Source organism: Massilia antarctica (genome assembly GCF_015689335.1).
Taxonomy (GTDB): Bacteria; Pseudomonadota; Gammaproteobacteria; order Burkholderiales; family Burkholderiaceae_D; genus Telluria_A; species Telluria_A antarctica.
Genome location: NZ_CP065053.1, coordinates 5,770,085 through 5,794,384, shown reverse-complemented (window position 1 = coordinate 5,794,384; position 24,300 = coordinate 5,770,085). Strand labels below are relative to the sequence as shown.

The window sequence follows — 24,300 nt, the reverse complement described above, 5'->3', positions numbered from 1 at the left end:
CTCCAGCAGCCACCGTCGCTCCGGCAGCCACCGTCGCTCCCGCGCAGGCGGGAGTCCAAGTTCGTAGCTCAGTCCAGGGCCGCGGATATTACTTGGGCTCCCGCCTGCGCGGGAGCGACGGGCGGAAGCGACGGGCGGAAGCTACGGGCGGGAGCGACGGGCGGGAGCGACGGAGGGTATAATCCGCCATCATCGGCGCAAAGGGTAAACAGATCAAGTGGGCATGCTGCAGTGGTTAAAAAACTACCGGCGCGCGTCGCTGCCCGGTGACATCAGCGCCGGCATCGTCGTCGCCCTCATGATGATCCCGCAGGGGATGGCGTACGCCCTGGTGGCCGGCCTGCCGCCGGTGGCCGGCATCTACGCCAGCATTCTCCCCCCCATTCTGTACGCGCTGTTCGGATCGAGCATGACCCAGTCGGTCGGCCCGATGGCGATCATTTCGCTCATGACGGCGGCCGCCCTGGCGCCGCTCGCCGCACCCGGCTCCGGCCTGTATATCGTGCTTGCCGCCCAACTGGCACTCGCTTGCGGCGCGGTGCTGCTTCTCTGTGGCCTGCTGAGGCTCGGCTACGTGGCCAATTTTTTCTCGCGTCCGGTCATGAGCGGCTTTACCATCGGCGCCGCGATCGTGATCGCCTTCGGCCAGTTGAAGGTGCTGGCCGGAGGCGCGCTGGCGCAGCTGCACATGCCGAGCGCCATATTGGGCGGCGGGGCGATTGTCTTGCTGCTGCTGGCCAGGCAGTATCTCGCGCCGCTGCTGCGCCGCGCCGGCTTGCCGGGCGGCGTGGCCGACATCGGCGCGCGCCTCGCGCCCATGCTGGTGGTGATCGGCGCCACCTTGCTGTCGGCGGTCATGGACCTGCCGGCGCTGGGCGTGCGCTGCACCGGCGAAGTTGCGTCCGGCCTGCCTGGCCTGAACCTGGCCACCTCCGGCGCCCACTGGCGCGCGCTGATGCAGCCGGCCCTGCTGATCGGCTTCATGATTTTTTTGATGGGGATGTCGGCCGCGCAAACGCTTGCGCTCAAGCGCCAGGAAAAGCTGCAAAGTAATATGGAGCTGATCGGCCTTGGCATGGCCAACATCGGCAGCGCGCTCACGGGCGGCCTGCCGGTCACCGGCAGCCTGTCGCGTTCGGGCGTGAACTTCGCCGCTGGCGCCAACACGCCGCTGGCGAGCATCATCAGCGCCGCCCTGCTGGCACTGGCGCTGGTCGCGCCGACCGGCTGGCTGGCGCTGCTGCCGCTGCCCGCGCTGGCCGCCACCATCATCGTCGCGGTGCTGGGCATGCTGGAACTGGATACCCTGCGCACCGCGTGGCGCTATGACCGCGGCGACGCGCTGGCCCTGCTGGCGACGGCGGGCGGCGTGATCGCGCTGGGTGTGGACTACGGTGTCATTCTCGGCGTGCTGCTCTCGCTCGGCACCCTGATCTGGCGTGCCAGCCGCCCGCATATCGCGGTGCTGGGCCGGATCGCCGGCACCGAGCATTTCCGCAATATCGAACGCTACCCCGCCGGCACCGTGCCCGATGTGCTGATGCTGCGCATCGACGCCAATCTCTTCTTCGGCAATGTGGAAGCGGTCAACGCCCGCATCGAGGAAGAACTGGCGCTGCATCCCGCTGCCCGCCACCTGGTGCTGGTGATGACGGCAGTCAGCTCGATCGATACGTCGGCCCTGTTCGGCCTGGGCGAACTGAATCTGTCGCTGCGCCAGCGCGGCATTGGCTTGCATCTGGCCGAGGTCAAGGGGCCGGTGATGGACCGCCTGAAAACCAGTGACCTGATTGGCGCGATCAACGGCAAGATTTTCCTGAGCGCGGCCATGGCGTCGGACGCGCTGGCGCTCAAATGACGGACCACTTCGACCAACTGGGTTACGCGCTGGTGCCCGCCGTGCTGTCGGCGGCCGAATGCGCGCGCCTGGGCGAGTTGGTACAGCCGGCCGCCGCGGCGTCGGGCGGCACGCGCTGCCTGCTGTCGCAACCGTGGTGCGCCGCGCTGGCCGCGCGCCTGAACGCCGATCCCGCGCTGGCCGCCTGCCTCGACCCCGGCGCGCTGGCGGTGCAGTGCACCTACTTTGAAAAATCGGCGGACCGCAACTGGCTGGTGCCGATGCACCAGGACCTGAGCATTCCGGTGGCGGCGCGGGTCGACGCCCCAGCGCTGCGTGGATGGTCGGTCAAGGAAGGCAGCGTATTTGTACAGGCGCCGCCGGAGGTGCTGCGCGAACTGGTCGCCGTGCGCGTGCATCTGGACCCGTGCGGTCCCGATGACGGTCCGCTGGTCGTGGTGCCCGGTTCGCACCGTGCCGGCGTGATTGCGCCGGCCGACCTGCCCGCCGCCCGCGCCGTTACCCCGGCCGTCGCTTGCACCGCCGGCATCGGCGGCGCGCTGGTCATGCGCCCGCTGCTGCTGCATGCGTCGTCCAAGGCGCTCGGACAAAGCCGGCGCCGGGTGTTGCACTTTGTGTTCGGCCCGCGCACCCTGCCGCATGGCCTGGCATGGAATGTCGCCGCGCACGCCGGCTAGTGACCCGGCGGCGCGCCTTGTGTACTATGCCGGTATCAGAAAAACCAGATCCGGAGACCGAGGGTGGACGACTTCATCGAGATTTACGACAATGCCCTGACGAGCGAGCAGTGCGCCGCCATCATCGCCCGCTTCGACACGAGCGGCAAGGTCGCGCGCGGCAAGACCGGCAACGGCGTCGACACGACCAGGAAGGACAGCTACGACCTGACCATTTCCGCGCACGAGGAATGGCAGGACGTGGCGGGCATCATGATGCAGGCGGTGCGCGAGCATCTGTGCACCTACATGAACAAGTACCGCATGATGCTGATCGGCGCGCTGTCGCCGCAGGTGATCCATCCGGTCACCGGCGAGCCGGTGGTGCTGTCGCCCGAGAATTTCGACGACTGCGGCACCGCCCACATCGATGAGCTGATGCGCATGATGTACCGCGCCGGCCAGATCAACGTGCAAAAATACGTGCGCGCCAGCGGTGGCTACCATCACTGGCATTCCGAGATCTATCCGCAGAACGCAAGCTGCGAAAGCCTGCACCGCGCGCTGCTGTTCCAGTTCTACCTGAACGACGTGGAAGAGGGTGGAGAGACGGAGTTCTACTACCAGAAGCGCAAGATCGACGCGCGCCAGGGGCGCCTGATCATCGCGCCGGCCGGCTTCACCCATTCGCACAAGGGCCACGTGGCGCGCAGCGGCGACAAATACATCGCCACCTCGTGGATCCTGTTCCAGCGCGCCGAGGTGCTGTACGGCGCATCCGCCTAGTTAGGTATTTTTCTTCCCTCATCCACTTCACACCGTCAAACCATGCACCAATTCTTGCGCTACCTGATCGCCCAGGCCTACAACAACGCCTGGGCCAATCACCGCCTGCTGCGCGCCTGCGCCGCGCTGTCTCAGGACGAGTTTGAACTGGCCACGCGCACCAGCTTTTTCCCGTCGATCAAAATGACCCTCAATCACAACCTGACGGTCGACTGGTTCTACATCGACGCCATGCAACGCGCGGCGCGCGGCGACGAGCCCCATCCCGACTACTGCGCAGCCTTCTTCGAGCCGGAGGAACCCTTTGCCACCTGCGCCGCCTTGTGGGCCGCGCAAAAAGCCTGCGACCAGCGCCTGATCGCCTATTGCCGCCAGCTCGACGAGGCCACGCTCGCGCGCGACGTCGGCATCCTGCGCGACGACGGCCTCAAACTCGACACGCCCGCGCGCCTGCTGGCGCACCTGTCCCAGCACCAGATCCACCACCGCGGCCAAGTCCATGCGATGCTCTCCGGGACCGGCATCGAGCCGCCGCAGCTCGATGAATTCTACAGCCGTGGCGAGAGCGGCGAACGGGCGCCCGATTTCGCGGAACTCGGCTTTACCGAGGCGGACGTCTGGGGGGCCTGAGCACTCGTGACAATCTGTCATCGGCCGTGGTAAATTGGTGTTTGTAACCAAAAGTAACAAACATCGACGCGACCGGTGATTTATTCCGTGGCGCGACGGCTTCCTCCAACTTACCACGGACCTCACATGCTCCGCTTCAGGCGTCGGCACTTTCATGCCGCTTTCACAGTCGCCGCGCTGGCGGGTTCCCCGGCCTGGGCGCTCGACACCAAGGTGAGCGGGCGGCTCGGTTTCGGCGCCAGTTTTCGCACCGAAGCCTCGGCGCCGGATTTGCTGGTGCCCTACAACGCGGCGGCGGTCGGCCTGACCGGCGTGGCCAGCGCGGGCCAGAACAGCGACGACGCGAACCTGAATTTCCGGCGCGGCGACGTTGTGTCGCGCGCGCTCAAGGGCTATGTCGACCTGGAGGCCGGCGAGGGCGGCCTGCGCGCGCTGGTACGGATCAAGGCCTGGCATGATTTCGCCCTGAGCGACCATGCGCGCCCCTGGGGCAACAGCATCAACGGCTACGCCGCCGGGCAGCCGCTCGACGACGCCGGCGCCGCGCGGCTGTCGCGTTTTTCCGGTATGGCGCTGGGCGACGTCTTCGTCCAGCACAGCGCGCAGGCCGATGGCGTGCGCACGCTCGCTCGCCTGGGACAGCAATCCTTGTCCTGGGGTGAGCGCGGCGGTTTTCCGGGCGGCCTGGCGGCGATCAACGCGGTCGACCTGCCTGCGCGCCGGCGCGCCGATGCGGTGCCGCAGGAATCCGTGGTTCCCGCGCCCATGCTGTTCGCGCGCGCCGAGTCGCCTGCGGGGCTGGGGGTGGAAGGCTTTTACCAGACCCGTTTCCGGCCAACGGCGATGGATTTGTGCGGTACCTTCTGGGCCACTACCGACTACGTCGCGCAAGGCTGCGATCAGGCCTTCGCCGGACCGATGCCCGTCAGCGACCGGACACGCCTGGCGCGCGGCGCTTTCGTCAAGCGCATGGATAATCCTGATCCCGTCGATGAGCGCCAGTACGGCGCCGCGCTGACCTGGACATCGGTACCGCTGGCGATCGATGTGGGCCTGTACCATGCGCGCTACAGCAGCCGCACCCCGCTGCCGGGCGCACGCAAGGCGCAGCGGACCGGCGCCGGCCTGATCGCGGGCGACCCGGATGGCAAGAACATGCGCTACTTTACGGAATACGTGGGCGGCATCGCCATGACGTCGCTGACCTTGGCGCACCGGCACGCGCATGGGAGCGTGTTCGGGGAACTGACCTACCGCGCCAATCAGCCGATCCAGCTGCCGCCCGGCGACACCCTGCCGGCGTTTGTCAATCCCGCCATTGTCACCTTGCTGCGCAAGGATGTCGATGCGCTCGCGCCCGGCGCGCTGTTTCACGCCTACGACCGCTATCGCACTTTCCAGCTGCAGGCCGGCGTGCAGCAGGACTGGCCGCTGCTGGTGGGGATTGCCTTGAGCACCGTGGGCGAGGTGGTGGTCAAGCACGTCGCCGGCCTGCCCGATCCCGCCGTGCGGCGCTATGGCCGCGCCGACCAGTATGGCAATGGTCCCGTCAACGGGGCCTGCGCGGTCACCAGCAGCGACGCTGCGCGCCAGTGCAGTTCCGATGGCTACGTGAGCCCGAGCGCTTACGCCTACCGCATTCGCCTGGACGCGCGCGCTGCGCACGTGGCGGCGGGGCTGAACCTGCATGCGTGGGTGCAGCTGCAGCACGACGTGAAAGGGTGGTCGCATGATTTTTTGCTCAGCCAGGGCCGCCGCGCCATGAACATCGGCATGCGCCTGGAATACCTGAAACGCTACGTGGCCGAGGTGGCGTACCTGCCGGTGTGGGGTGGGGTCTACAATACGCAGGTCGACCGCGATGTGGTGTCGGTGTCGATGGGCGTGAAGTTCTGATTGCATGCCTGATGCACCAATCCGGTGCGCGTGTGCCGTGGCGGTGCATCTGATCACCTGCCGCGGGCGCGCCGCACCGCGAACGTGCCATGCAAGGCTGGCACGCATCCTGCTCTTTCGACAGATATGCCAGATTGCCAACAGACCGATCCAACCCAGAGTGCATGGCAAGCCAGCCTGCGGCTGCGCTTCGCCGACGATGCGGGCACCACGCGCTTGATGGAGCGTGTCCACAGCGGGCCGCTGCGCGTGCAAAAACCGCTGTATCCGGAAGGCCCGCGCATTTGCCACGCCATCGTCGTGCATCCACCCGGCGGCGTGGTGGGCGGCGACCGGCTGTCGGTCCGCATCGATGCCGGCGGCGCGGCCCACGCATTCCTCACCTCGCCCGGCGCCGCCAAATGGTATCGCGCCAACGGCAAGGTCTCGCGCCAGGATGTGCTGATCGAAGCCGGCGCCGCTGCCGCCGTCGAATGGATGCCGCAGGAAGCCATTTTCTTCAACGGCGCCCACGTGGCGCTGGAACAGCGGGTCGAGCTGGCGGAAAACGCCTGCTACATCGGCTGCGACATCCTGTGCTTCGGCCGGCGCGCCTCGGGCGAGACTTTCGACAGCGGTACCATCAGCCAGCACACCCAGATCCGCCGTGGCGGCAAGCTGCTATGGTGGGAGCAGGGCGCGCTGCGCGGCGGTAGCGCCGCCATGCACAGCCCCATGGGCCTGAACGGTGCCAGCGTCTGCGCCACCCTGGTCGGCGTGGGCAAGCCGGCCGGCGGCGCGCTGATCGATACAATGCGCGCGCTCGATCCGGCGCTCGGCATCACGCAAATCAAATCGGTGTTTGTCGCGCGCTACCTGGGCAACGACAGCGAAAGCGCGCGTCGCGCCATCTTCAGCGTGTGGCAGCTATTGCGCCCGCACCTGCTCGGGTGCGCCGCGCCGCTGCCGCGCATCTGGAATACCTAGACAAGAGGACACGACCCATGGACCTGACCCCGCGCGAAAAAGACAAGCTGCTGATCTTCACCGCCGCCTTGCTGGCCGAACGGCGCATGGCGCGCGGCCTCAAGCTCAATTACCCGGAAGCCGTGGCCCTGATCAGCGCGGCCATCATGGAGGGCGCGCGCGACGGCAAGACGGTGGCGCAGCTGATGTCCGAGGGCGCCGCCATCCTGACCCGGGCCGACGTCATGGACGGCATCGCCGAGATGATCCCGGATATCCAGGTCGAGGCGACTTTCCCGGACGGCAGCAAGCTCGTGACCGTCCACAACCCCATTCCCTGAGAGCCGACATGACGATGATACCCGGCGAATACCTGCTGGTCGACGGCGACATTGAACTCAACGCCGGCCGCGCCACGCGCACCGTGGTGGTGGCAAACAGCGGCGACCGGCCGATCCAGGTCGGCTCGCACTTCCACTTCTTCGAGGTCAATATCGCGCTACGGTTCGAGCGCAGTGCGGCGCTCGGCATGCGCCTCAATATCGCCTCCGGCACCGCCGTGCGCTTCGAGCCCGGCCAGCAGCGCACCGTGGAACTGGTGGCGCTCGGCGGCGCGCGCATGGTCTTCGGCTTCAATGGCATGGTGATGGGCGAACTGCCCCCGCACGGAGGCAACTAGCATGCCCTCGATCAGCCGCCGCGCCTACGCCGACATGTTCGGCCCCACAACGGGCGACCGCATCCGCCTCGCCGATACCGACCTGTTCATCGAAATCGAGCGCGATTACGCCATGTATGGAGAGGAAGTCAAGTTCGGCGGCGGCAAAACCATCCGCGACGGCATGGGCCAGTCGCAGCGCCTGCACGCCGACGTGATGGATACCGTCATCACCAATGCCGTCATCGTCGACCACTGGGGCATCGTCAAGGCCGATATCGGCCTGAAAAACGGCCTGATTGCCGCCATCGGCAAGGCCGGCAATCCGGACGTGCAGCCCGGTGTGACCATGGCCATTGGCGGCGCCACTGAAATCATCGCTGGAGAAGGCATGATCGTCACCGCCGGCGGGGTCGACACCCATATTCACTTCATTTGCCCGCAGCAGATCGAAGAAGCGCTGATGAGCGGGATCACCACCATGATCGGCGGCGGCACCGGACCGGCGACCGGCACCGCCGCCACCACCTGCACCCCCGGTCCGTGGCACCTGCACGCGATGCTGGGCGCGGCCGATGCCTTTCCGATGAACCTGGGCTTCATGGGCAAGGGGAACGTCAGCCTGCCAGGTCCGCTGGAGGAACAGGTGCTGGCCGGTGCCATCGGCCTGAAACTGCACGAGGACTGGGGCAGCACACCGGCCGCCATCGACAACTGCCTGGCGGTGGCCGACCGCATGGACGTGCAGGTGGCGCTGCATTCCGACACGCTCAACGAAGGCGGCTTCCTGGAGACCACCCTGGCCGCCTTCAAGGACCGCACCATCCACACCTTCCATACCGAAGGCGCGGGCGGCGGCCATGCGCCGGACATCATCGCCGCCGTCGGGCAGGACAACGTGCTGCCGTCGTCGACCAACCCGACCCGCCCGTTCACCGTCAACACGCTCGACGAGCACCTGGACATGCTGATGGTGTGCCACCACCTCGATCCGGCCATTGCGGAAGACGTGGCCTTCGCCGAGTCGCGCATCCGGCGCGAGACCATCGCCGCCGAGGATATCCTGCACGACCTGGGCGCCATCTCGATGATGTCGTCCGATTCGCAGGCGATGGGCCGGGTGGGCGAGGTGATCATGCGCACCTGGCAGACCGCCCACAAGATGAAGCAGCAGCGCGGAGCGCTCGCTCCCGATTCGGCCCACAGCGATAACTTCCGGGTCAAGCGCTACATCGCCAAGTACACCATCAACCCGGCCATCACGCACGGCGTGTCGCACGCGGTCGGCTCGCTGGAAGTGGGCAAGATCGCCGACATCGTGCTCTGGAAACCGGCCTTTTTCGGCGTCAAGCCGTCGCTGATCCTCAAGGGCGGCATGATCGCGGCGGCCCAGATGGGCGACCCGAATGCCTCGATTCCCACGCCGCAGCCGGTGCACTACCGCATGATGTTCGGCGCCTTTGGCGGCGGCCTGAAAAAGTCATTTACCTTTGTCTCGCAGGCCGCCTACGACGCCGGTATTGGCGCGCAACTCGGTTTGACCAAAACGCTGATCCCCGTGCACGGCATGCGCCACCTGCGCAAGCGCGACATGATCCACAACGGCGCCACGCCGCGCATGGAAGTCGATCCCGAAACCTATGAAGTGCGCGCCGATGGCCAGTTGCTGGTCTGCGAGGCGGCGACCGCGCTGCCGATGGCGCAGCGCTATTTTCTGTTCTGAGAGGCTTTACGATGATGACACTGCACACCAAGCTGGCGCACGCCGAACGGATCGACGATGAACTGGTGCTGGCCTACGACCAGCGCGAAAAATGCCGCCTGCGCGCGCGCCTCGCCTCAGGCGACGAAGTGGCGCTGTTCATGGTGCGCGGCACGGTGCTGCGCGACGGCGAACTGCTCACCGGCGCCGAAGGTCGCGTGGTGCGCATCGTCGCCGCCGGCGAGCCGACCTATATGGTCCGTTGCGACACGCCGCTCATCATGGCGCGCTGCGCTTTTCACCTGGGGAACCGGCATACGCAGGCGCAGATCGGCGAGGGTTTCTTGCGCATCCGGGTCGACCCGGTGCTCAGGGAGATGGTGGAGGGCCTGGGCGCGCGCGTGGTGCAGGAAAACGCGCCGTTCGAGCCGGAGGCGGGTGCGTATTCCGGCGCGGGCCATAGCCACGGGCATGAGGGCCATCTGCTGGCACCGGTGCCGCTGCGCCAGAAGATACACCGCCCCAGCGACCCGGCGCCGGCATGAACGCAAGCGCGCTGCTGCACCTGCTGCAGTTTGCCAGCCCGGCGCTGCCGATCGGCGGCTACAGCTATTCGCAAGGGCTGGAAGCGGCGCTGGAGGCGGGCCTGGTCCATGACGCCGACAGCGGCCGCGCATGGATCGCGCGCCACTTGGACGACGTCGTCGCGCAATGGGATGCGCCCCTGTTCTGGCGCCTGCTCAAGGCCTTCGAGGCGCATGACGACGCCTCCGTGGCCTTGTGGAGCGAGCGTTTCCTGGCCTCGCGCGACAGCGCGGAATTTCGCGCTGAAACGATCCAGATGGGTTATTCGCTCACGCGCCTGATCGCGGAGCTGGGCGTGGCCGAGGTGGCGGCGCTGGGGCCGGAGGTGGCGTTGCCAACCGCGTTTGCCTGCGCGGTCGACGCGCTCGGCATTCCGCACGAGGAAGCGCTGCTGGCGATGCTGTTTTCCTGGGCTGAAAACCAGGTGCTGGTGTGCGTCAAGTCGGTTCCGCTGGGGCAGGTGGCGGGCCAGCGCATGCTGCTGTCGCTGCGCCCGCTCATCGAACAGGCGGCACGCCACGCGCAAACCCTGGGCGACGACGCCATGTCGAACTGGTCGCCCGGCCTGTCCATGCTGTCGATGCGGCACGAGGCGCAGCACGGCAGATTGTACCGATCATGATATTCAAGGAAGAGAGACACGGCATGACATCAAATCCCCTGCGGGTCGGCATTGGCGGCCCGGTTGGTTCCGGCAAGACGGCGCTGTGCGAAATGCTGTGCAAAAGCATGCGCGACCAGTTCGACATGGCGGTCATCACCAATGACATCTACACCCGCGAAGACATGGAGATCCTGCTGCGCGCCGGCGCGCTGCCGGCCGAGCGCCTGATGGGCGTGGAAACCGGCGGCTGCCCGCACACGGCGATCCGCGAGGATGCCTCGATCAACCTGGAAGCCATCGCGCGCATGCAGGCCGATTTTCCTGACCTGGACCTGATCCTGATCGAGTCCGGCGGCGACAACCTGGCGGCGACCTTCAGCCCCGAACTGTCGGACCTGACCCTGTACGTGATCGACGTGGCCGGCGGCGAAAAAATACCGCGCAAGGGCGGGCCGGGCATCACCCGTTCGGATCTGCTGATCATCAACAAGACCGACCTGGCGCCGCATGTGGGGGCCAATCTCGACATCATGGCGCACGACGCGCGGCGCCAGCGCGGCGAGCGTCCCTTCATCTTCACCAATCTGCGCAGCGGCGAAGGCGTGGAGGCGGTGGTGGCCTTCATCCGCGAACAGGGCCTGCTCGATGCCGGATAAATTTTTCGGGCACTTCAAGTATGCTTTTGGCGAGAAGGGGTGTGTTCAAGTGACACCAAAAAAACGCCACCTGAAACGCTCACGGACCTTCAGTGCGCGGTGCGATTCTCTTATCTGCGGCAGCATGCCTTTGGTGGAGAAGTCGAGGGGACAAAGCAAGCATCATGGTTACTCTAATGGGCAAAGCAATCCTTAGTTTAAGTGACCATCCTGACATCCGGCGCATCTTTGCCGCTTTCGATATGGACACCGTGCTGATCACATCTACGTTGGCGGCGGTAAGGCTGTTGAACTAAACGAGGTCATTATTTTCCGTCGGGGACGACGACACACGCTACATTGCCGGCATCTTCCATGCCGACCACGAGGAAGGAATGGAGCACTACATCTGGACGCTGGCAAATGGCCAATTTCGCGAAGTGGTCACCTTTACCAACCCATCTGATGATTAAACGGGCGCAGCTCGGCATTGCAGGTTCACGGGTATAAGACCGCTAAGTGAGGAAAATGGCGTTTGCGGCGAGGCGAAACCATATAAATTGTTTGGAGGAATTTCCCTTTGAAAAGTCGAAAATTATCGCTTGCCGTTCTTTCCGCTATCTTTTTGCTGCCGGACTTTACTTTTGCACTGCCGAAGAAGCTACGTAACAGTAGAGCTGACCTTATCGCAGCAATCGCCGTAGGGCGCGATAAGGGAGTGCCTAAATTACTGGCGCTGAAAAATCTTGAAAAAGAGTCTGGTCCAAAGGCATCCGGGTTGAGAGAGTATGTGGAGGGAGTCTATGTCGCTCCAAATATGAGTCCTGACACTGTACGACAAACTGTCTATGACCTTTACATTGCAGAGTAACGAGGAAATTACTAATGAAGTTCATTTGCGCCTTCGCTGCGTTCGTTTTCGCCGGTCCCCTGTGCTGCCCGGGGATTTTCGCTCAGGACGGAACGCCAGCCGCCCCTGTCTACGACAACATCACACTAAAAAACAATCGTATTCTCATATTGAGCGCAGCATATCTGGATGCCAATGCGGACACGGTCGGCTTCAATAAGCTGAACGAGAACGTGACGCAGGCATTTTCGCAACGGCTGCAGCCGAAGCTTGTCGCGGAGGGCAAACTGCCGCTCAATGTCAACGACCCCGCCACCAAGTTCACCCGGGGCGAAAAGCTGGCGTTGCACGCATCAGGATTGGACGCTGAAGCCGCCGTGATCCTCAGCCTGGCAGAAGAGACCGACAAGGACGGGCTGTTTTCCATTTTTTTGCGCGTACAGTTTTTCGATCTGAAGTACATGTTAAAGAATGGCAAACGCGAGGGTGTCGTTCCGATCAGCGGATTTGAGCGAACCTACTTTTTAACCGGTCCGAAGGGGGATTCTAAGTTAGGAGTGGAAGATCTAGCCAGCTCATTCTTTCTTGATCTGAAGCACTCGGGACGGTTGACGCGGTAGGTGATCGTTGGCATTGCCACAGCGGTGAGGAATACCCGGCGTCACTTGGTGCCCCGTTCGGGCCGGTGCCGGCACCGAGAAAAAATATGGCATATCTGCTTGCGACGGTCAGAACTCAGGTCCAGTGGTACGTAGTTGATATTTGGCCGCTACGCAGGCGTTGCCGGGTTGCAGAAGGATGAGTTCGGTCTCGTAGACCTCACTGCACGGCATCGAGAAGTGCGGCGAGCGCCAGATGTCGGTCCAGCATCTGGACCGACTCTCAAGCAAGGACTTGCTGCTGTTGGACCGGGGCTATCCGTCGCGCTGGCTCGTCGCTCTGCTCAACGAACGCGCCATTTCATTGTGCATGCGGGTGGAAAAAGCAGGCGACGGCGGCTTCGCCTGCGTCCGCGCGTTTGGGAGAATTGCCGTCTGTCCGGCTTGATCCGCTTGCATGATTCGATTATGATGGAAATGTCGCAGCAGCCGGTATCGGCACGCAAACGCGGCGGCGCGCCGCGCATTCCCCTCGACACTTCTCCAGACACCTCAATGACCCTCACCATTTACCACAATGCGGCTTGCAGCAATTCGCGCCGCGCGCTTGAACTGATCCTTGCCAGCGGCGCCGAGCCGCATATCGTCGATTATCTCGCCGAACCGCCCACGCGCGCCGTGCTGGCGGACCTGATCTCACGCGCCGGGCTTGGCGTGCGTGACGCCATGCGCAGCAAGGAACAGGAATATGCCGACCTTGGCTTGGCCGATCCGGCCGTCGGCGACGATGCCCTGCTTGACGCGATGGTGGCCCATCCGACCCTGATCAACCGCCCGTTCGTGGTCACGCCGCTGGGCGTGCGTCTGTGCCGTCCGGGCGACCTCGTACTCGATATCCTGCCGCGCAAGGACGCCTGAATGGACATGACCCTGCCCAACCTGAGCGAAGCGCAGTTCGACCTGCCGACCCGGGACAAGCTGGCGGCGCCGGTGCGCTTCGACCATCCGCCGCGCATCCTGCTGCTGTACGGCTCCCTGCGCGAGCGCTCGTTCAGCCGCTTCCTCACCGAAGAAGCGGCGCGCATCCTGGCGCACATGGGCGCGGAAGTGCGCATTTTCGACCCGCACGGCCTGCCGGTGACGGACAGCGAAGCGGCCACCCATCCCAAGGTGGCGGAACTGCGCGCCTTGTCGCTCTGGTCGGAAGGGCAGGTGTGGTGCAGCCCGGAGCGGCATGGCGCCATCACGTCGGTGATGAAAAACCAGATCGACTGGATTCCGCTCGAAGTGGGCTCCACCCGGCCGACCCAGGGCCGGACCCTGGCAGTCATGCAGGTATCGGGCGGCTCGCAGTCGTTCAATACCGTCAACACCCTGCGCCTGCTGGGACGCTGGATGCGCATGGTGACGATTCCGAACCAGTCGTCGGTGCCGAAGGCATACGAGCAGTTCGACGAGGCCGGGCGCATGAAACCGTCGCCGTTTTACGACCGCGTGGTCGACGTGATGGAAGAACTGTTCAAGTTCACCCTGCTGGTGCGCGAGCGCAGCGATTATCTGGTCGACCGCTATAGCGAGCGGCGCGACGCCGCCGCCCGCCAGGCCTAGAGCAGGCGCGCCACCTGCGGCCAGAAGTACGGCCAGAAGGTCAGGCCGCCGATCAGCACCGCCCCGGCTGCGGCGATCAGCACGCCGCCGGCCGCGATGTCCTTGGCATGCTTGACCGCGATCGCGTAGCCCGGCGAGACCACGTCGCAGACGTATTCGACCGCCGTGTTGATGGTCTCGGCCACCCACACCGCCACCATCGCCACCACCAGCCAGCGCCAGTCGGCGGCGCTGACCTTGAAATAGAACGCCAGGCCGGCCACGATCACGGTCGCGATCAGGTGCAGCCACGCATTGTGCTGGGTCTTGAGCATGAACACGATGCCCGCGATGGCGTAGCCGAAGCTCTTGGAGCGCGCCGCCAGCGAAAAAGGCTGCGGCGTGCCGACGTTTTTGGTCTCGTTCATGGTTGGTCCGTAGGTTCGATCAAGCGCCAGTCCTGGGCCTGGCCCGGCCGCCGCGTCGCCGCGGTCAGCCACGAGGTGAATCCGATGACGCCGCCGATAAGGGCGGCAAGCAGTACGCAGCAAGCCATTATCCGCCTCCTTGCGGGCGCACGTGCAGGCTGGTGCGCCCGGCCAGGGGCAGCTTGAAGTGCGCCGCGCCGCCGGCATCGGCCGTGATGGCGATGTCGTTGGCAAGGTAAGGCGCGTGCGCTCGCAGACCAGTCAGCCCGATGACGTGGACGCCGTCGGCGTAGAGCACGGCGCGCAGGCCGTCGCCATCGGCATGGGCGCTGGCGACCAGGACATCGGGGTAGGCCAGGCCGTCGAGCTGCGGCCCTGCGACTGGCGGCGGCGCCTCGATCAACTGGCGGAAGCCGTCGCGCGCGCCGGCACGCGCCATCAGTTCCACGCCATGCGCCCAGACCGAGGCCTTGCGGCGGTGGATCACGCCATCCTTGAGCACACTCGGGCATTCCGTCTCCAGCGCCTCGATGCAGGCGCGGTAGACCGCGCTGTCGCCCAGTTCCGCGGCCGCCAGCGCGGTGGCGCTGTAGGCGCTGGCGCGCGAGAAGCCGTAGTTGCCGGTATCGATAGGCCAGAAGGCACGGCGGCGGAACGCGCCAATGCGGTCGAACAGCTGGCGGCGCAGCAGCAGCCACTGGCGCCGCGCCAGGTCGGGCGCGACCGCGTTGAGGAAAAAGCAGGGCATCGCCAGCGGCATCACGCCGCCAATGGCCGGCAGGGCCAGGCCGGTGCGGGCCGATTTGCAGGGGATGTAGCGCCCGAAGCCGTCGAGGAATTCGGCTTCCAGGTTGTGGCGGAAGTCCTCGGCATGGGTGGCCCAGCGCTGCTCGCGGTGCTGGGCGTCGAAGGCCATGATCGCGCTGGCGCCGATCGTATTGCAAAGCGGGTAGACCCAGTTCGGCTCGCAGGCGATCAGGTAGTACGGCGAGGCCGTGTATTCATGCTCGAGGCGCCGCACCAGGGAGAGCGCATCATGCGTGTAGCGCGTGCCCGACGGGTGGGCGAGGGTGAAGCGGCCGGCCTCGGAAAAGTCGCGCCGCCCCGTGCTGGCACTGAACAGCGCCATTTGCAGGGCGACGAAGCCGGTGTACATGATGTTTTCGCGCGCCACCGGGTCGGGGTCGGCTTGCAGGTTGCCCCACAGGTTTTCCAGGGCCCAGTACGACCAGACCTGGTGCTGCGTTTGTTTGTCGAGCAGCGCGATCTGGGCTGCGTGCATGTAGCCGCGAAAGGCCGGCGTGAAACGCGCCTGGGTCAGCGCCACGCCGTAGGCCAGGAAATTCAGTTGATAGCGGATGGCGGCGGTTTGAAACTGGTCGATCTTTTCGAAGCCGTTGAACTGGTCGAGCGGCTGCAGGGCGCGGTCGAGCGCGAAGCGCAGGCGCTGAAGGTGGTCGAGCGACATTTCGGCGGCGTGACCCGCGTCGCTGCCGGCGTCGAAGATCAGGCCTATCTGGCCGGTCTGGCCGGCCAGATAGGCATTATCGATCCGCCTTTGCCGGCGCGCGAACGCGAAGCGGGCGCTCATGGCGATGGCCAGGGCGACTAGCGCCACTGCCAGGCCGGCATAGACCATCCCGATGGTGGAGGGACGCAGCGCGCCGTGGCGCATGGCGGCGGCGCCGATGGCCAGTCCCAGCCAGGTCAGGGGCGGCGCAAGGATATTGCCGGTACCGAACCAGACCAGCAGCGACATGCCGAAAGCGGTCATGCCGGCCAGGGCGGCCAGCAGGTGACCGATGCCGTTTTGGGTGCAGATATCGGCATGGGCCAGGAAACCGCCGCCCGGCAAAACCAATCCCATGCCGAAGATGCGCAAGCTGTCCTGCTGCGCCACGAAAAGGAATGCCGTGCCGGCGCCAAGCAGAACGAGGTACAGAGCGAACAGCCGAACGATGCGCGCCCGCGTCACGGGGCCGAACAGGCGTTCGTACGGCGGCAGGGGAGTGATGTTCGTGTGGGGTAAATGCATTCCTGCAGGCCGGTGGAATAAAGTGCGTATTTTACTTGCAATACTGCGGGGAAATACTTTGCTGAGGTCAAATTAAGCCTGGATTAACTCCATCGCATAAGGAATGATCGACATGGTCCAGACCAGGCAGAAGGGGGGTATGGCCCGTACAAATTTTCCAACCCCAACACAGCAACTGACGAATACAAGAAAAGCTGGTGCGGGCAAGCCAGCGTGGATACCGTTGCGTGCGGCCTCTGTCTGGGCGGCAGAAAACCGTCACCATTTTGTGTAGTCGCAACAATTTCGCGCGCATTTGCCGATTGGCGTCGCTGATGTATGCAGTAAGAAATAAAACGTATTTACCCCGGCAGTTTTAATTTACAATGAGCAATCATTGCAACAGTCCTTCTCGGACGAAAAGACCTGTTGCATCGTCCAGATTGCCAGCCGGAGTAGCGTAATGAATCTTCAAGAAGGCCCTTTCGCAGGGGGGCTGGAAACATCTCACCTGATGCCGTCCATCACGATACGCTCAGGTGTGTCGGAGAGCTTGCCCGCGCGGGTCTACTGGCGCGAACGGCTCAAGCTGGAGGCGCGGGCGCTGATCAACCGCCGGATCACCGGACAATGGCTGCGCGTGCTCAATGCCCATCCGGTGTTCTGCGACCTGGTGCGCGACACTCCCAGGCTGCTGTACAAGATTTATCGCCCGTACATGAGCAACGTGCTGTGTGCCGACGCGCGTTTGCGCGTGCTGGCGAGCCACTACGGCTTCGTGTTCAGTCGCGGCCTGGGGCCGATGATCGTGGCCGCCGCGCGTGCCGGCGTGCCGCTCGGATCGGTCGAGGGAAAGACAGGAACCACCTACGAGCTGCAGTTGCGCTCGGTGTCGGTGATGGAACGCGAAGGCGAGCTGGTGCTGCAACTGTGCGAGGGCGGCACGCCGGTCTTTTCGTTGGCGTTCACCTTTGCGGAAGAAGAAGCTGGCACGACCGTGTGCATTGGCTGCATCCAGGGGCCCAAGGGCGGCGATGGCCTCGAAGCCATCCGCACGGCCACGCGCGAGTTGCATGGCGTGCGGCCGAAGCATTTGCTGGTGACCCTGGTGCGGCATCTGGGCCATGCTTTTGGCTGCGGCCGCGTGCGGCTGGTGGGCAATGGCAATCGCGTCGTGCATGGCGCGATTCGGCGTGGCAAGGTGATGGCCGATTACGACCAGATGTGGAACGAGCTCGGCGCCGAACCCCGGCCCGACGGCGACTTCGGGATTTCCTGCGAAGCGGTGCGGGAGCCCGACATGGAGCAAATCCAGTCGAAAAAACGCTCGGAAGCGCGCAAGCGCCATGCCGTCGTGCTTGAGCTGGCCGATGCGCTGGTGGCCAGCATGATCAAGCCGGTACACGGCTGACCTCAATTCTGTTGCGAATCCATCGGCATTGCCTAACCGGGGTCTGACCCCGGTTAGGCAATTTTTCATTGCGGGGCGCTTGTTCAGGCCCTGGCCGGTGCCGCCGGGCAGCCTGCCCAGCTGGTGCCGGCGGGGATGTGCTCCCCCTTCATGACCAGGGTCAATGGGCCGAGGCGCGCATTGTCGCCGACCTTGGCGCTGTAGAGCACGGAACTGCGCGGTCCCATCGTCACCTTGCTGCCGATGTCCACATGGTCGATTTTCATGACCCGGTCTTCGAACAGGTGGGTCTGCGGACAGGCGAATGCGTTGAGCTCGCTGTAATCGCCGATCGATACGCAATCGAACTCGGTAATGTCGGTGGTGTCCAGATACACGCCACGCCCCATCTTGCATCCCAGCAAGCTGAATGCCACCGGCAGCCACGGCGTGCCGCGCAGATAGCGCATGAAATTGGGCACGGCAATGCCCTCGTACAGATTGGTCACCCCTTCCGACAGCCACACGAACGGCGTCCACATCGGCGCGGAACGCTTGCGGTAGTAGCCCAGCAGCAGCCATTTGAGCGTGAGCACGAACAGATAATTGCCGATGCCATACACCAGCCCGGCCAGCGCCAGGTCGGCGATGACCGCGCCCCACTGTCCGGCAGCCGCTTCCGGCATCACATTGAGCACGACGGTGTAGCCGACCGCGATCACCAGCGCATGCGGGGCCACGATACGGAACATTTCGACCAGGGTGCGCCCGACCCGGCGCAGCGCCGACGGCCGGTAGGTCAGCCATTCCGGATAGCCGCTGACCTGCTCGCGCGCCGGCAAATGGATAGGAGGCGATCCGAGCCAGGTGTCGCCGCTCTTCATGCGCCCGTTCTCCGGGGCGTGGGTGTGCACGCCGACGAGTACCCGTTCCGGCAGGACGGTGCCATCCGGAATATAGCTGCCATTGCCGACAAAGCTGCGGTGCGAGATGACCGTCTCTTGCATGGTCATCCAGCCGCCATCGATATGTTCGTCGCCCAGCATGACGGCGTCGGCGATGAAGGTTTCGTCGCCCAGGGTCAGCATGTCGGGCACCACGCCGAGCGCGGTCGAAATCTCGGCGTCGCGCCCCACCTTGGCGCCCAGCAGGCGATACCAGAAGGGGGCGAAGACGGTGGCGTAAATGCCGTGCAGCACGTTCAGGCTGGATTCCTGGATATGGCTGACCAGCCACTTGGCGCAATAGATATTACTGTGGACGGCGGAGCGGCCCGGCTGCAGGCGCGGCAGCCCACCCCAGCGGATCGCGGCCGATACCAGCGCCGTCAGCACGATCAGCACCGCGCTGGCCGGAAACGCCAGCAGGAAGTAGCGCACCAGCTTGGTCGTGAGCTGGCTGCCCTGCAGCCATGGCATGACTTCCATTTCATCGAGCCAGTCGATCAGCACGAAGCTGGGGAACACCGGCATGAAGAAGATGGTGGTGATCAGCACGATGCCCAGCACGAAAAACACCGCTTCGCCGGCCAGGCGCGCGCGGCTGACCTGGGGCCGCGGCGGCAGGGTGGAGACGAAGGGACCCTGGTCGCGCGCCGGCGAGCCGCCCCACACGCGCGCCTGCGGCACCCGGGCGCCATCGGCCAGGGCAGCCTGGCCCTCGAGATGGCCGAGCGCACCGACGGCGGTGTTGCCTTCCATGACGGCATAGGATGCCACGGACGCATTTTCGCCCAGCGAAATCGCGCCCAGCAGCAGGCGGCCGCGATCGACCCGGGCGTTTTCCAGGTTGACGGCGTTGCCGATGCTCACGCCATCGGCGATGTCGAGCAAGTCCGGCGCGCGCAGGGTCATCGAGCCGATCAGCACCTCGTGGCCGACCCGCGCGCCGAGCGCGCGCAGCCACCACACGTACAAGGATGAGCCGCTCAGCAGGTACACCGGCGCCGATTCGACCAGGCGGTCGGCCAGCCACCAACGGTAATAGGTCCAGCCCCACAGAGGGTAGGAACCGGCCTTCAGACGGCCGGCGATGAGCCACTTGCCGGCGATGGCGATGACAAATTCCATCAGGGTGGCGATCAGGAACACGCCGATCGAGGCCGCCACGGCCAGCGCCACCGAGTCGCCCGGTTCGCCGGTGTAAAAGTGATAGGTAAAGAAGGGCGCCAGCCATTGGGCCATGCGCAGGGTGACCATGGGCGGAATGGCCAGTGCCTGGCCGGCCGCGCAGATCCAGCGCCGCACGCCCGAGGGAGGCGTCCAGTCCTGCTCGGCGGCGCCGGCGGTGGGCGAATCGGCCAGGGCGATGGCGATCTTGCCGATCTGGCGCTGCAGATAAATATCGCGCACGGTGACGTGGGCGAACGCGGGGTCGGCGCGCAAGGCCGAGGCCAGCCGAGCGGCGAACAAGGAGTGGCCGCCCAGGTCGCTGAAAAAATCGGCCTCGCGCCGGATCGGCTGGCCGGGGAACAGGGTGGCCAGCGCCTTGAACAGGGCGGTTTCGGCCGCCGTTTCGGGCTGGTCCGAGCCATCGGCGGCGCCCAGGGTGGCCAGGGGCATGGCCTTGAGCGCCTTGCGGTCGATCTTGCCGGAAGTTAAGCGCGGCATCAGCGGCAAGGCTTCGTAGCGGCTCGGGACCATGTACGCAGGCAAGTGTTCCGACAGCGCACGGCGCAGGGTGGCGCCGGAAATGGCATCGTCGGCGGCGCCGCTGGCCGCGACCAGATAGGCGACCAGCTGGTCGATGCCATCGTCCTTGCGCAGCAGCACCGCCACCGTGCCCACGCCAGGCTGCTGGGCCAGCACGGCTTCGATTTCGCCCAGTTCCACGCGGAAGCCGCGGATTTTCACCTGGTCGTCGGTGCGTCCCAGGCACTGCACTTCACCGTCGGCATCGATGCGCGCCAGGTCGCCGGTGCGGTACAGGCGCGCGTCGTGCGGGCCGCTGGCCCAGGGGTTGGCCAGGAATTTTTCGTCCGTCAGGTCGGGCCGCCCGAGGTAGCCGGCCGCCAGGCCCGGGCCGGTGATGCACAGTTCGCCCGTGGTCCCGCGCGGCTGCAGGGCCAGCACCGGGCCTTCAGTGCCGATCACCAGCAAGCCGTAGTTGGGCAGCGGCGTGCCGATGGTGATCGCGCGCCCCGGTTCGAGGCGCGCCAGGCTGCACGAGACGGTGGCCTCGGTCGGGCCGTAGGTGTTGAAAATCTGGCGGCCGGGAGCGGCCCAGCGCTCGACCACGGATTCCGGGCACATTTCGCCGCCGAGGTTAATCAGGCGCAAGGTCTGGACATCTTCGCTGAACAGGGCCAGCAGGGTCGGCACCGCGTGCAGCACGCTGACCCGGTTCGCCGCCAGCAGGCGCGGCAAGGTTTCCGGATCACCAGCGATTTCCTTTGGGCCAATCCAGAGCGTGGCGCCGACCAGGTAGGAAATCCAGATTTCCTCGAACGACATGTCGAAGGCCACCGAAAAGCCCTGGTACACGCGGTCGTCCGCGCGCACACCCAGCACCGCGTTTTCGCTGCGCAAGAAGTGGCAGATGCTGCGCTGGGAAATCAGGATGCCTTTCGGCTTGCCGGTCGAGCCGGAGGTATAGATGACATAGGCGGGCTGGTCGGGCGACACCTCGCCGCGCCGCTGCACTATTTCGCCCGGTGCCAGCGGGGCCAGCAGGGTTTCCGCGCACCAGGCGGGGGTGGCGCCGCCGGCCAGCTGGGGGGCGAAGGCGGCATTGGTGACCACGCCGACGGCGCTGGCGTCGTCCACGCACACGTCCAGGCGCTCGACCGGCGTATCCTGGTCGACCGGCAGCCAGGCGGCGCCGGCCTTGGCGATGGCCGCTTGCGCGACAAGCAATTCGATGCCGCGCATCATCCATAGCCCGACGATGTGGCCGGGACGCACGCCCAGGCCGATCAGGCGCGAGGCGCCGATATCGGCCAGCTGGTCCAGTTCGGCGTAAGTGAGGCTGCGCTCCTGATAGATCAGCGCGACCTGGGCCGGGGCGCGGCGCGCGCTCGCTTCGAGCAGGTCGGCAAGGATTTCGTGTTTGAGCAGGGAAGGTTCCGCCGGCCCGTAAAGGATGTCGGGATTGGCGGCGACGGGTGTGTCGGAAAGCAAAGTTAATTCGAGCATTTATACCACGTGGTTGGAGGGCGCGGAGGGACCTCGGCGCCAAGCGTCAAGATATAACATTTCACCTCGGACGTGTTACCGCGCGGCTCTTAAATCAGGGAAAATTAAGTTTGTACCCAGGAAGCGCCAGTACGGGCAGGCCGATCATTGCCGAATGGTAATTATTCGAGATGTGCCGGCGCACGGGGAATAGCTGGCGGCGGCATCGCGGGCTTAACCGCCATGCCGGCCGAGCGCCGGGTTCGCGTCCACGCGGGCGCGCGCGGCGCCGCAGCGCATCGCGCCGCAGGCGCGCCAGAGACCGGTCGACAGGTTCAGCAACAGCCAGCCGGCCGACAGGCACATCGCCGCGGCCGCCGGCCGCGCCAGCAGCGCCGGCCACCAGCAGGCCGCCGCCAGCAGGACCAGCGCCGTCGCGTGCAGCCAGAACTGGCGCTGCGCCTGCTGGTCGGCGATCAGGGTCTTGATGGCCGGCACGCGCTGGCCGTCGGCGGCGCGCTCCTGCATGTCGCGCCAGAGCAGGAAGGGCACGATCTTGTACAGCATGCCGTTGATGGTCGAATACAGGAAACCGACCAGCATCAGCACGCCCATTGCCAGGGCGCGGCCGTCGCCCGCCAGTTGTGCCGGCGCCGCCCACAGCGCCGCGCAAGCCAGCATGCTGGCCATCGCCAGGCGCCAGAACAGGGTCATGGCGTCGGCCTGGGGGCGTTTGCGGCGCGCCAGCAGGCGCAAGGTGGCCAGCGCGAAGAGCGCATAGGCGGCCAGCAGCAGCGCGCCGGCCAGCGGTTCGGTCCAGGGCAGGCGCGCGCGCAGCGCCGTGGCGCTCACGGTCCATGTCACCAGCAGCAGGAAGATCGTCACGCCCAGCACGCGCGGCAGCGGCTCGTCGTACAGGGGCGTTACCTGGAACATCGGCACCACTTGCAACGATACCCCGACCAGCAGCATGCCCGCCCAGCCGAACACGCCCCACAGCGCGTGCACGTCGGTGGCCAGCATCAGCGGCAGCGGTGCGGCGGCCGCCGGCCAGGCAAAGGCGCCCGCCAGCAGGGCGCCCAGGCACACGGTGACGACCAGGCTGGCGAGCGATAGGCGGACGGTGGCCGTCATCGGCAGCGCGCCGGGCGGCGGCATCTGCCACAAGGCCAGCGTGAGCGCGCCGATCAGCCATGCAAAGGCGGGCAGCAGCAGCACCAGCGCCAGCTGGAACAGCCACGGCCGGGAGAACAAGAATGCCGCGGCCAGTGCGGCGACGCCGCCGGCCAGCAGCGCGTGCACGCCGGGAGCGAGGATGCGCGCGCGCGGCAAGGTGACGCCGGCCACCACGGGCAGGATCTGGATCAGCGCCCCGGCCATGGTCATGCCCAGGGTGCCCAGGGTCAGCAGGTGGGTCAAGGCCAGGGTGGACGGCGACCAGCGCGAGGCCAGCGCCGGCGCGCCCTGCCACAGCAGCAGCGCGCCGGCCAGCAGCGCGAAGACCGGCGTGGCGAGGAAGTAACGCAGCACCGCGCCGAGCGGCGGCGATTGGTCGAGCGAGAGGGTGCGCTGCATGGGCCGGGCGTGCCGATTCAGGCGTCCGCAGCGCGGCGCCAGATCCGCACTTCGTACAGATAGTCGGGCAGGATGGTGGTGTTGTAGCCATAGCCGTTGTGCGCCAGGATGCGGTACAGCGGGCGCGGTTCGCGCTCGATCAGCATGCACAGTTGATCGCTGTCGGGCAGGCGGTCGAGCGCTTCGAGCACCCGTTCCATCGGCTCGGGCGGCTCCAGGCCGCGCACGTCGAGGTGGTGCAGGCGGGGCGCGGCGCCGCTCATGCGGCGCTGGCCATCTGGTCCATCGCGCCGAACGCCTGCATGGCCAACACCAGCTTGTTGCAGCTGCGCGCGAGCACCCTTTCGATCATCGGATAGAGCACGCCTTCTTCCTTTTCGCTGTGCTGGTACAGCACGATGCCCAAGGTGTCGGCGTGGATCAGGAACGCTTCGGTATCGCGCTCGGACAGCGCGTTGGCCAGGCGTTGCACCACGCCGCGGATACGCAGATGTTCGCTGCGCATCGATGCGGTGGGCGCGCTGGTCGCGCCGATGGCGTTTTCGAAGGCCGGGAAAACGATGCGCTCCTCGATCAGCAGATGCCGCTCGAGTGCATGGCGGAACGCGGCCAGGGCGTGGCCGGCCTCGCGCCACTGGCTATGGCGCACGGCCTGGTGTGCGTCGGCGAACAGCGCGTCGCAACGCACATGGTCGGCTTCGAGATAGCTGCCGATAGTGTCCATCGTGTCCTCCTGCTGTTTGTGGATGGCGCCATTGTCGCTGCATCGCATGCTGAAAATCCTTGATGC

Annotated in this window: 24 protein-coding genes; 18 read left to right on the top strand and 6 right to left on the bottom strand. The window is 65.7% G+C overall.

The genetic code is table 11. The features are described 5' to 3' along the window. Positions 1 to 223: 223 nt before the first annotated feature. From IV454_RS25545 to arsH, 17 genes are all read left to right on the top strand, one after another. Positions 224 to 1,858, top strand: coding sequence for a SulP family inorganic anion transporter (locus tag IV454_RS25545; RefSeq protein WP_206088448.1), 1,635 nt, complete (start codon positions 224 to 226; stop codon positions 1,856 to 1,858). Continuing rightward, positions 1,855 to 2,535, top strand: a complete 681-nt coding sequence (locus IV454_RS25540) for a phytanoyl-CoA dioxygenase family protein (protein WP_206088447.1) — start codon at positions 1,855 to 1,857, stop codon at positions 2,533 to 2,535. Before IV454_RS25545 ends, IV454_RS25540 begins: the two co-directional genes overlap by 4 nt. A gap of 63 nt (positions 2,536 to 2,598) precedes the next feature. Further along, positions 2,599 to 3,300: a 2OG-Fe(II) oxygenase gene (locus IV454_RS25535; RefSeq protein WP_206088446.1), complete on the top strand. Its 702-nt coding sequence runs from the start codon at positions 2,599 to 2,601 to the stop codon at positions 3,298 to 3,300. 42 nt (positions 3,301 to 3,342) lie between these two features. Continuing rightward, entirely contained in the window at positions 3,343 to 3,930 is a 588-nt protein-coding gene (locus tag IV454_RS25530) for a DinB family protein (RefSeq protein ID WP_206088445.1), read from the top strand. 126 nt (positions 3,931 to 4,056) lie between these two features. Then, positions 4,057 to 5,826, top strand: coding sequence for a DUF1302 domain-containing protein (locus IV454_RS25525; protein WP_206088444.1), 1,770 nt, complete (start codon positions 4,057 to 4,059; stop codon positions 5,824 to 5,826). 126 nt (positions 5,827 to 5,952) lie between these two features. Next, complete coding sequence (locus IV454_RS25520; protein ID WP_206088443.1) at positions 5,953 to 6,792, top strand: urease accessory protein UreD; 840 nt, start codon at positions 5,953 to 5,955, stop codon at positions 6,790 to 6,792. A 17-nt stretch (positions 6,793 to 6,809) separates the two neighbouring features. Then, positions 6,810 to 7,112 carry an urease subunit gamma gene (locus IV454_RS25515; protein WP_054262719.1) on the top strand — a complete coding sequence of 101 codons (303 nt, stop codon included), beginning with the start codon at positions 6,810 to 6,812 and terminating at the stop codon, positions 7,110 to 7,112. 14 nt (positions 7,113 to 7,126) lie between these two features. Beyond that, on the top strand, positions 7,127 to 7,450 hold the full coding sequence (locus IV454_RS25510; RefSeq protein ID WP_206092820.1) for an urease subunit beta: 324 nt from the start codon (positions 7,127 to 7,129) through the stop codon (positions 7,448 to 7,450). A gap of 1 nt (position 7,451) precedes the next feature. Further along, complete coding sequence (gene ureC, locus IV454_RS25505; RefSeq protein ID WP_206088442.1) at positions 7,452 to 9,152, top strand: urease subunit alpha; 1,701 nt, start codon at positions 7,452 to 7,454, stop codon at positions 9,150 to 9,152. A gap of 11 nt (positions 9,153 to 9,163) precedes the next feature. Continuing rightward, positions 9,164 to 9,676, top strand: coding sequence for an urease accessory protein UreE (gene ureE / locus IV454_RS25500; protein WP_206088441.1), 513 nt, complete (start codon positions 9,164 to 9,166; stop codon positions 9,674 to 9,676). Beyond that, positions 9,673 to 10,338, top strand: a complete 666-nt coding sequence (locus IV454_RS25495; protein WP_206088440.1) for an urease accessory protein UreF — start codon at positions 9,673 to 9,675, stop codon at positions 10,336 to 10,338. Before ureE ends, IV454_RS25495 begins: the two co-directional genes overlap by 4 nt. A 23-nt stretch (positions 10,339 to 10,361) precedes the next feature. Continuing rightward, positions 10,362 to 10,976, top strand: coding sequence for an urease accessory protein UreG (ureG, locus tag IV454_RS25490; RefSeq protein WP_206088439.1), 615 nt, complete (start codon positions 10,362 to 10,364; stop codon positions 10,974 to 10,976). Positions 10,977 to 11,535: 559 nt separating this feature from the next. After that, positions 11,536 to 11,826, top strand: a complete 291-nt coding sequence (locus IV454_RS25485; RefSeq protein WP_206088438.1) for a hypothetical protein — start codon at positions 11,536 to 11,538, stop codon at positions 11,824 to 11,826. A 14-nt stretch (positions 11,827 to 11,840) separates the two neighbouring features. Further along, positions 11,841 to 12,425: a hypothetical protein gene (locus tag IV454_RS25480; RefSeq protein ID WP_206088437.1), complete on the top strand. Its 585-nt coding sequence runs from the start codon at positions 11,841 to 11,843 to the stop codon at positions 12,423 to 12,425. A 235-nt stretch (positions 12,426 to 12,660) separates the two neighbouring features. Continuing rightward, positions 12,661 to 12,852 (top strand): hypothetical protein, encoded by a 192-nt coding sequence (locus tag IV454_RS25475; RefSeq protein WP_206088436.1) that lies wholly within the window; start codon positions 12,661 to 12,663, stop codon positions 12,850 to 12,852. Between the two features lie 20 nt (positions 12,853 to 12,872). Continuing rightward, positions 12,873 to 13,322 carry an arsenate reductase (glutaredoxin) gene (gene arsC / locus IV454_RS25470; RefSeq protein ID WP_307730162.1) on the top strand — a complete coding sequence of 150 codons (450 nt, stop codon included), beginning with the start codon at positions 12,873 to 12,875 and terminating at the stop codon, positions 13,320 to 13,322. Positions 13,323 to 13,328: 6 nt separating this feature from the next. Further along, positions 13,329 to 14,012 (top strand): arsenical resistance protein ArsH, encoded by a 684-nt coding sequence (gene arsH / locus IV454_RS25465; RefSeq protein WP_206092818.1) that lies wholly within the window; start codon positions 13,329 to 13,331, stop codon positions 14,010 to 14,012. Here arsH and IV454_RS25460 read toward each other — a convergent pair. Further along, positions 14,009 to 14,419 carry a diacylglycerol kinase family protein gene (locus IV454_RS25460; RefSeq protein ID WP_206088435.1) on the bottom strand — a complete coding sequence of 137 codons (411 nt, stop codon included), beginning with the start codon at positions 14,417 to 14,419 and terminating at the stop codon, positions 14,009 to 14,011. The two genes, arsH and IV454_RS25460, sit on opposite strands and share 4 nt — an antisense overlap. Positions 14,420 to 14,546: 127 nt before the next feature. Next, a complete protein-coding gene (locus IV454_RS25455; protein ID WP_206088434.1) occupies positions 14,547 to 16,454 on the bottom strand; it encodes a linalool dehydratase/isomerase domain-containing protein in 1,908 nt (635 codons plus the stop codon). Positions 16,455 to 16,896: 442 nt separating this feature from the next. Between IV454_RS25455 and IV454_RS25450 the strand changes: the two genes are divergently transcribed. Next, positions 16,897 to 17,844, top strand: a complete 948-nt coding sequence (locus IV454_RS25450; RefSeq protein ID WP_206088433.1) for a DUF535 family protein — start codon at positions 16,897 to 16,899, stop codon at positions 17,842 to 17,844. An 83-nt stretch (positions 17,845 to 17,927) separates the two neighbouring features. On the opposite strand, the gene IV454_RS25445 is transcribed toward IV454_RS25450, so the two are convergent. The 4 genes from IV454_RS25445 to IV454_RS25430 all read right to left on the bottom strand — a co-directional run bounded on the left by IV454_RS25445 (position 17,928) and on the right by IV454_RS25430 (position 24,282). Then, positions 17,928 to 21,956, bottom strand: a complete 4,029-nt coding sequence (locus IV454_RS25445; protein ID WP_206088432.1) for a Pls/PosA family non-ribosomal peptide synthetase — start codon at positions 21,954 to 21,956, stop codon at positions 17,928 to 17,930. Between the two features lie 213 nt (positions 21,957 to 22,169). Continuing rightward, positions 22,170 to 23,510, bottom strand: coding sequence for a permease (locus IV454_RS25440; RefSeq protein WP_206088431.1), 1,341 nt, complete (start codon positions 23,508 to 23,510; stop codon positions 22,170 to 22,172). Between the two features lie 17 nt (positions 23,511 to 23,527). Continuing rightward, complete coding sequence (locus IV454_RS25435; RefSeq protein ID WP_206088430.1) at positions 23,528 to 23,773, bottom strand: DUF2249 domain-containing protein; 246 nt, start codon at positions 23,771 to 23,773, stop codon at positions 23,528 to 23,530. Further along, the gene (locus IV454_RS25430; protein WP_206088429.1) at positions 23,770 to 24,282 is read right to left on the bottom strand and encodes a hemerythrin domain-containing protein; all 513 of its coding nucleotides are present in this window, start codon (positions 24,280 to 24,282) and stop codon (positions 23,770 to 23,772) included. The genes IV454_RS25435 and IV454_RS25430 overlap by 4 nt, the downstream gene beginning before the upstream one ends. Positions 24,283 to 24,300: the final 18 nt, after the last annotated feature.

Bases quoted from the DNA above. Each gene is read 5' to 3' on its own strand.
- IV454_RS25545 (WP_206088448.1), top strand. From the start codon at position 224: ATGCTGCAGTGGTTAAAAAACTACCGGCGCGCGTCGCTGCCCGGTGAC.
- IV454_RS25540 (WP_206088447.1), top strand. From the start codon at position 1,855: ATGACGGACCACTTCGACCAACTGGGTTACGCGCTGGTGCCCGCCGTG.
- IV454_RS25530 (WP_206088445.1), top strand. From the start codon at position 3,343: ATGCACCAATTCTTGCGCTACCTGATCGCCCAGGCCTACAACAACGCC.
- IV454_RS25525 (WP_206088444.1), top strand. From the start codon at position 4,057: ATGCTCCGCTTCAGGCGTCGGCACTTTCATGCCGCTTTCACAGTCGCC.
- IV454_RS25520 (WP_206088443.1), top strand. From the start codon at position 5,953: ATGCCAGATTGCCAACAGACCGATCCAACCCAGAGTGCATGGCAAGCC.
- IV454_RS25515 (WP_054262719.1), top strand. From the start codon at position 6,810: ATGGACCTGACCCCGCGCGAAAAAGACAAGCTGCTGATCTTCACCGCC.
- IV454_RS25510 (WP_206092820.1), top strand. From the start codon at position 7,127: ATGATACCCGGCGAATACCTGCTGGTCGACGGCGACATTGAACTCAAC.
- ureC (WP_206088442.1), top strand. From the start codon at position 7,452: ATGCCCTCGATCAGCCGCCGCGCCTACGCCGACATGTTCGGCCCCACA.
- ureE (WP_206088441.1), top strand. From the start codon at position 9,164: ATGATGACACTGCACACCAAGCTGGCGCACGCCGAACGGATCGACGAT.
- IV454_RS25495 (WP_206088440.1), top strand. From the start codon at position 9,673: ATGAACGCAAGCGCGCTGCTGCACCTGCTGCAGTTTGCCAGCCCGGCG.
- ureG (WP_206088439.1), top strand. From the start codon at position 10,362: ATGACATCAAATCCCCTGCGGGTCGGCATTGGCGGCCCGGTTGGTTCC.
- IV454_RS25480 (WP_206088437.1), top strand. From the start codon at position 11,841: ATGAAGTTCATTTGCGCCTTCGCTGCGTTCGTTTTCGCCGGTCCCCTG.
- IV454_RS25475 (WP_206088436.1), top strand. From the start codon at position 12,661: ATGTCGGTCCAGCATCTGGACCGACTCTCAAGCAAGGACTTGCTGCTG.
- arsC (WP_307730162.1), top strand. From the start codon at position 12,873: ATGATGGAAATGTCGCAGCAGCCGGTATCGGCACGCAAACGCGGCGGC.
- arsH (WP_206092818.1), top strand. From the start codon at position 13,329: ATGACCCTGCCCAACCTGAGCGAAGCGCAGTTCGACCTGCCGACCCGG.
- IV454_RS25460 (WP_206088435.1), bottom strand. From the start codon at position 14,419: ATGAACGAGACCAAAAACGTCGGCACGCCGCAGCCTTTTTCGCTGGCG.
- IV454_RS25455 (WP_206088434.1), bottom strand. From the start codon at position 16,454: ATGCATTTACCCCACACGAACATCACTCCCCTGCCGCCGTACGAACGC.
- IV454_RS25450 (WP_206088433.1), top strand. From the start codon at position 16,897: ATGAATCTTCAAGAAGGCCCTTTCGCAGGGGGGCTGGAAACATCTCAC.
- IV454_RS25445 (WP_206088432.1), bottom strand. From the start codon at position 21,956: ATGCTCGAATTAACTTTGCTTTCCGACACACCCGTCGCCGCCAATCCC.
- IV454_RS25440 (WP_206088431.1), bottom strand. From the start codon at position 23,510: ATGCAGCGCACCCTCTCGCTCGACCAATCGCCGCCGCTCGGCGCGGTG.
- IV454_RS25435 (WP_206088430.1), bottom strand. From the start codon at position 23,773: ATGAGCGGCGCCGCGCCCCGCCTGCACCACCTCGACGTGCGCGGCCTG.
- IV454_RS25430 (WP_206088429.1), bottom strand. From the start codon at position 24,282: ATGCGATGCAGCGACAATGGCGCCATCCACAAACAGCAGGAGGACACG.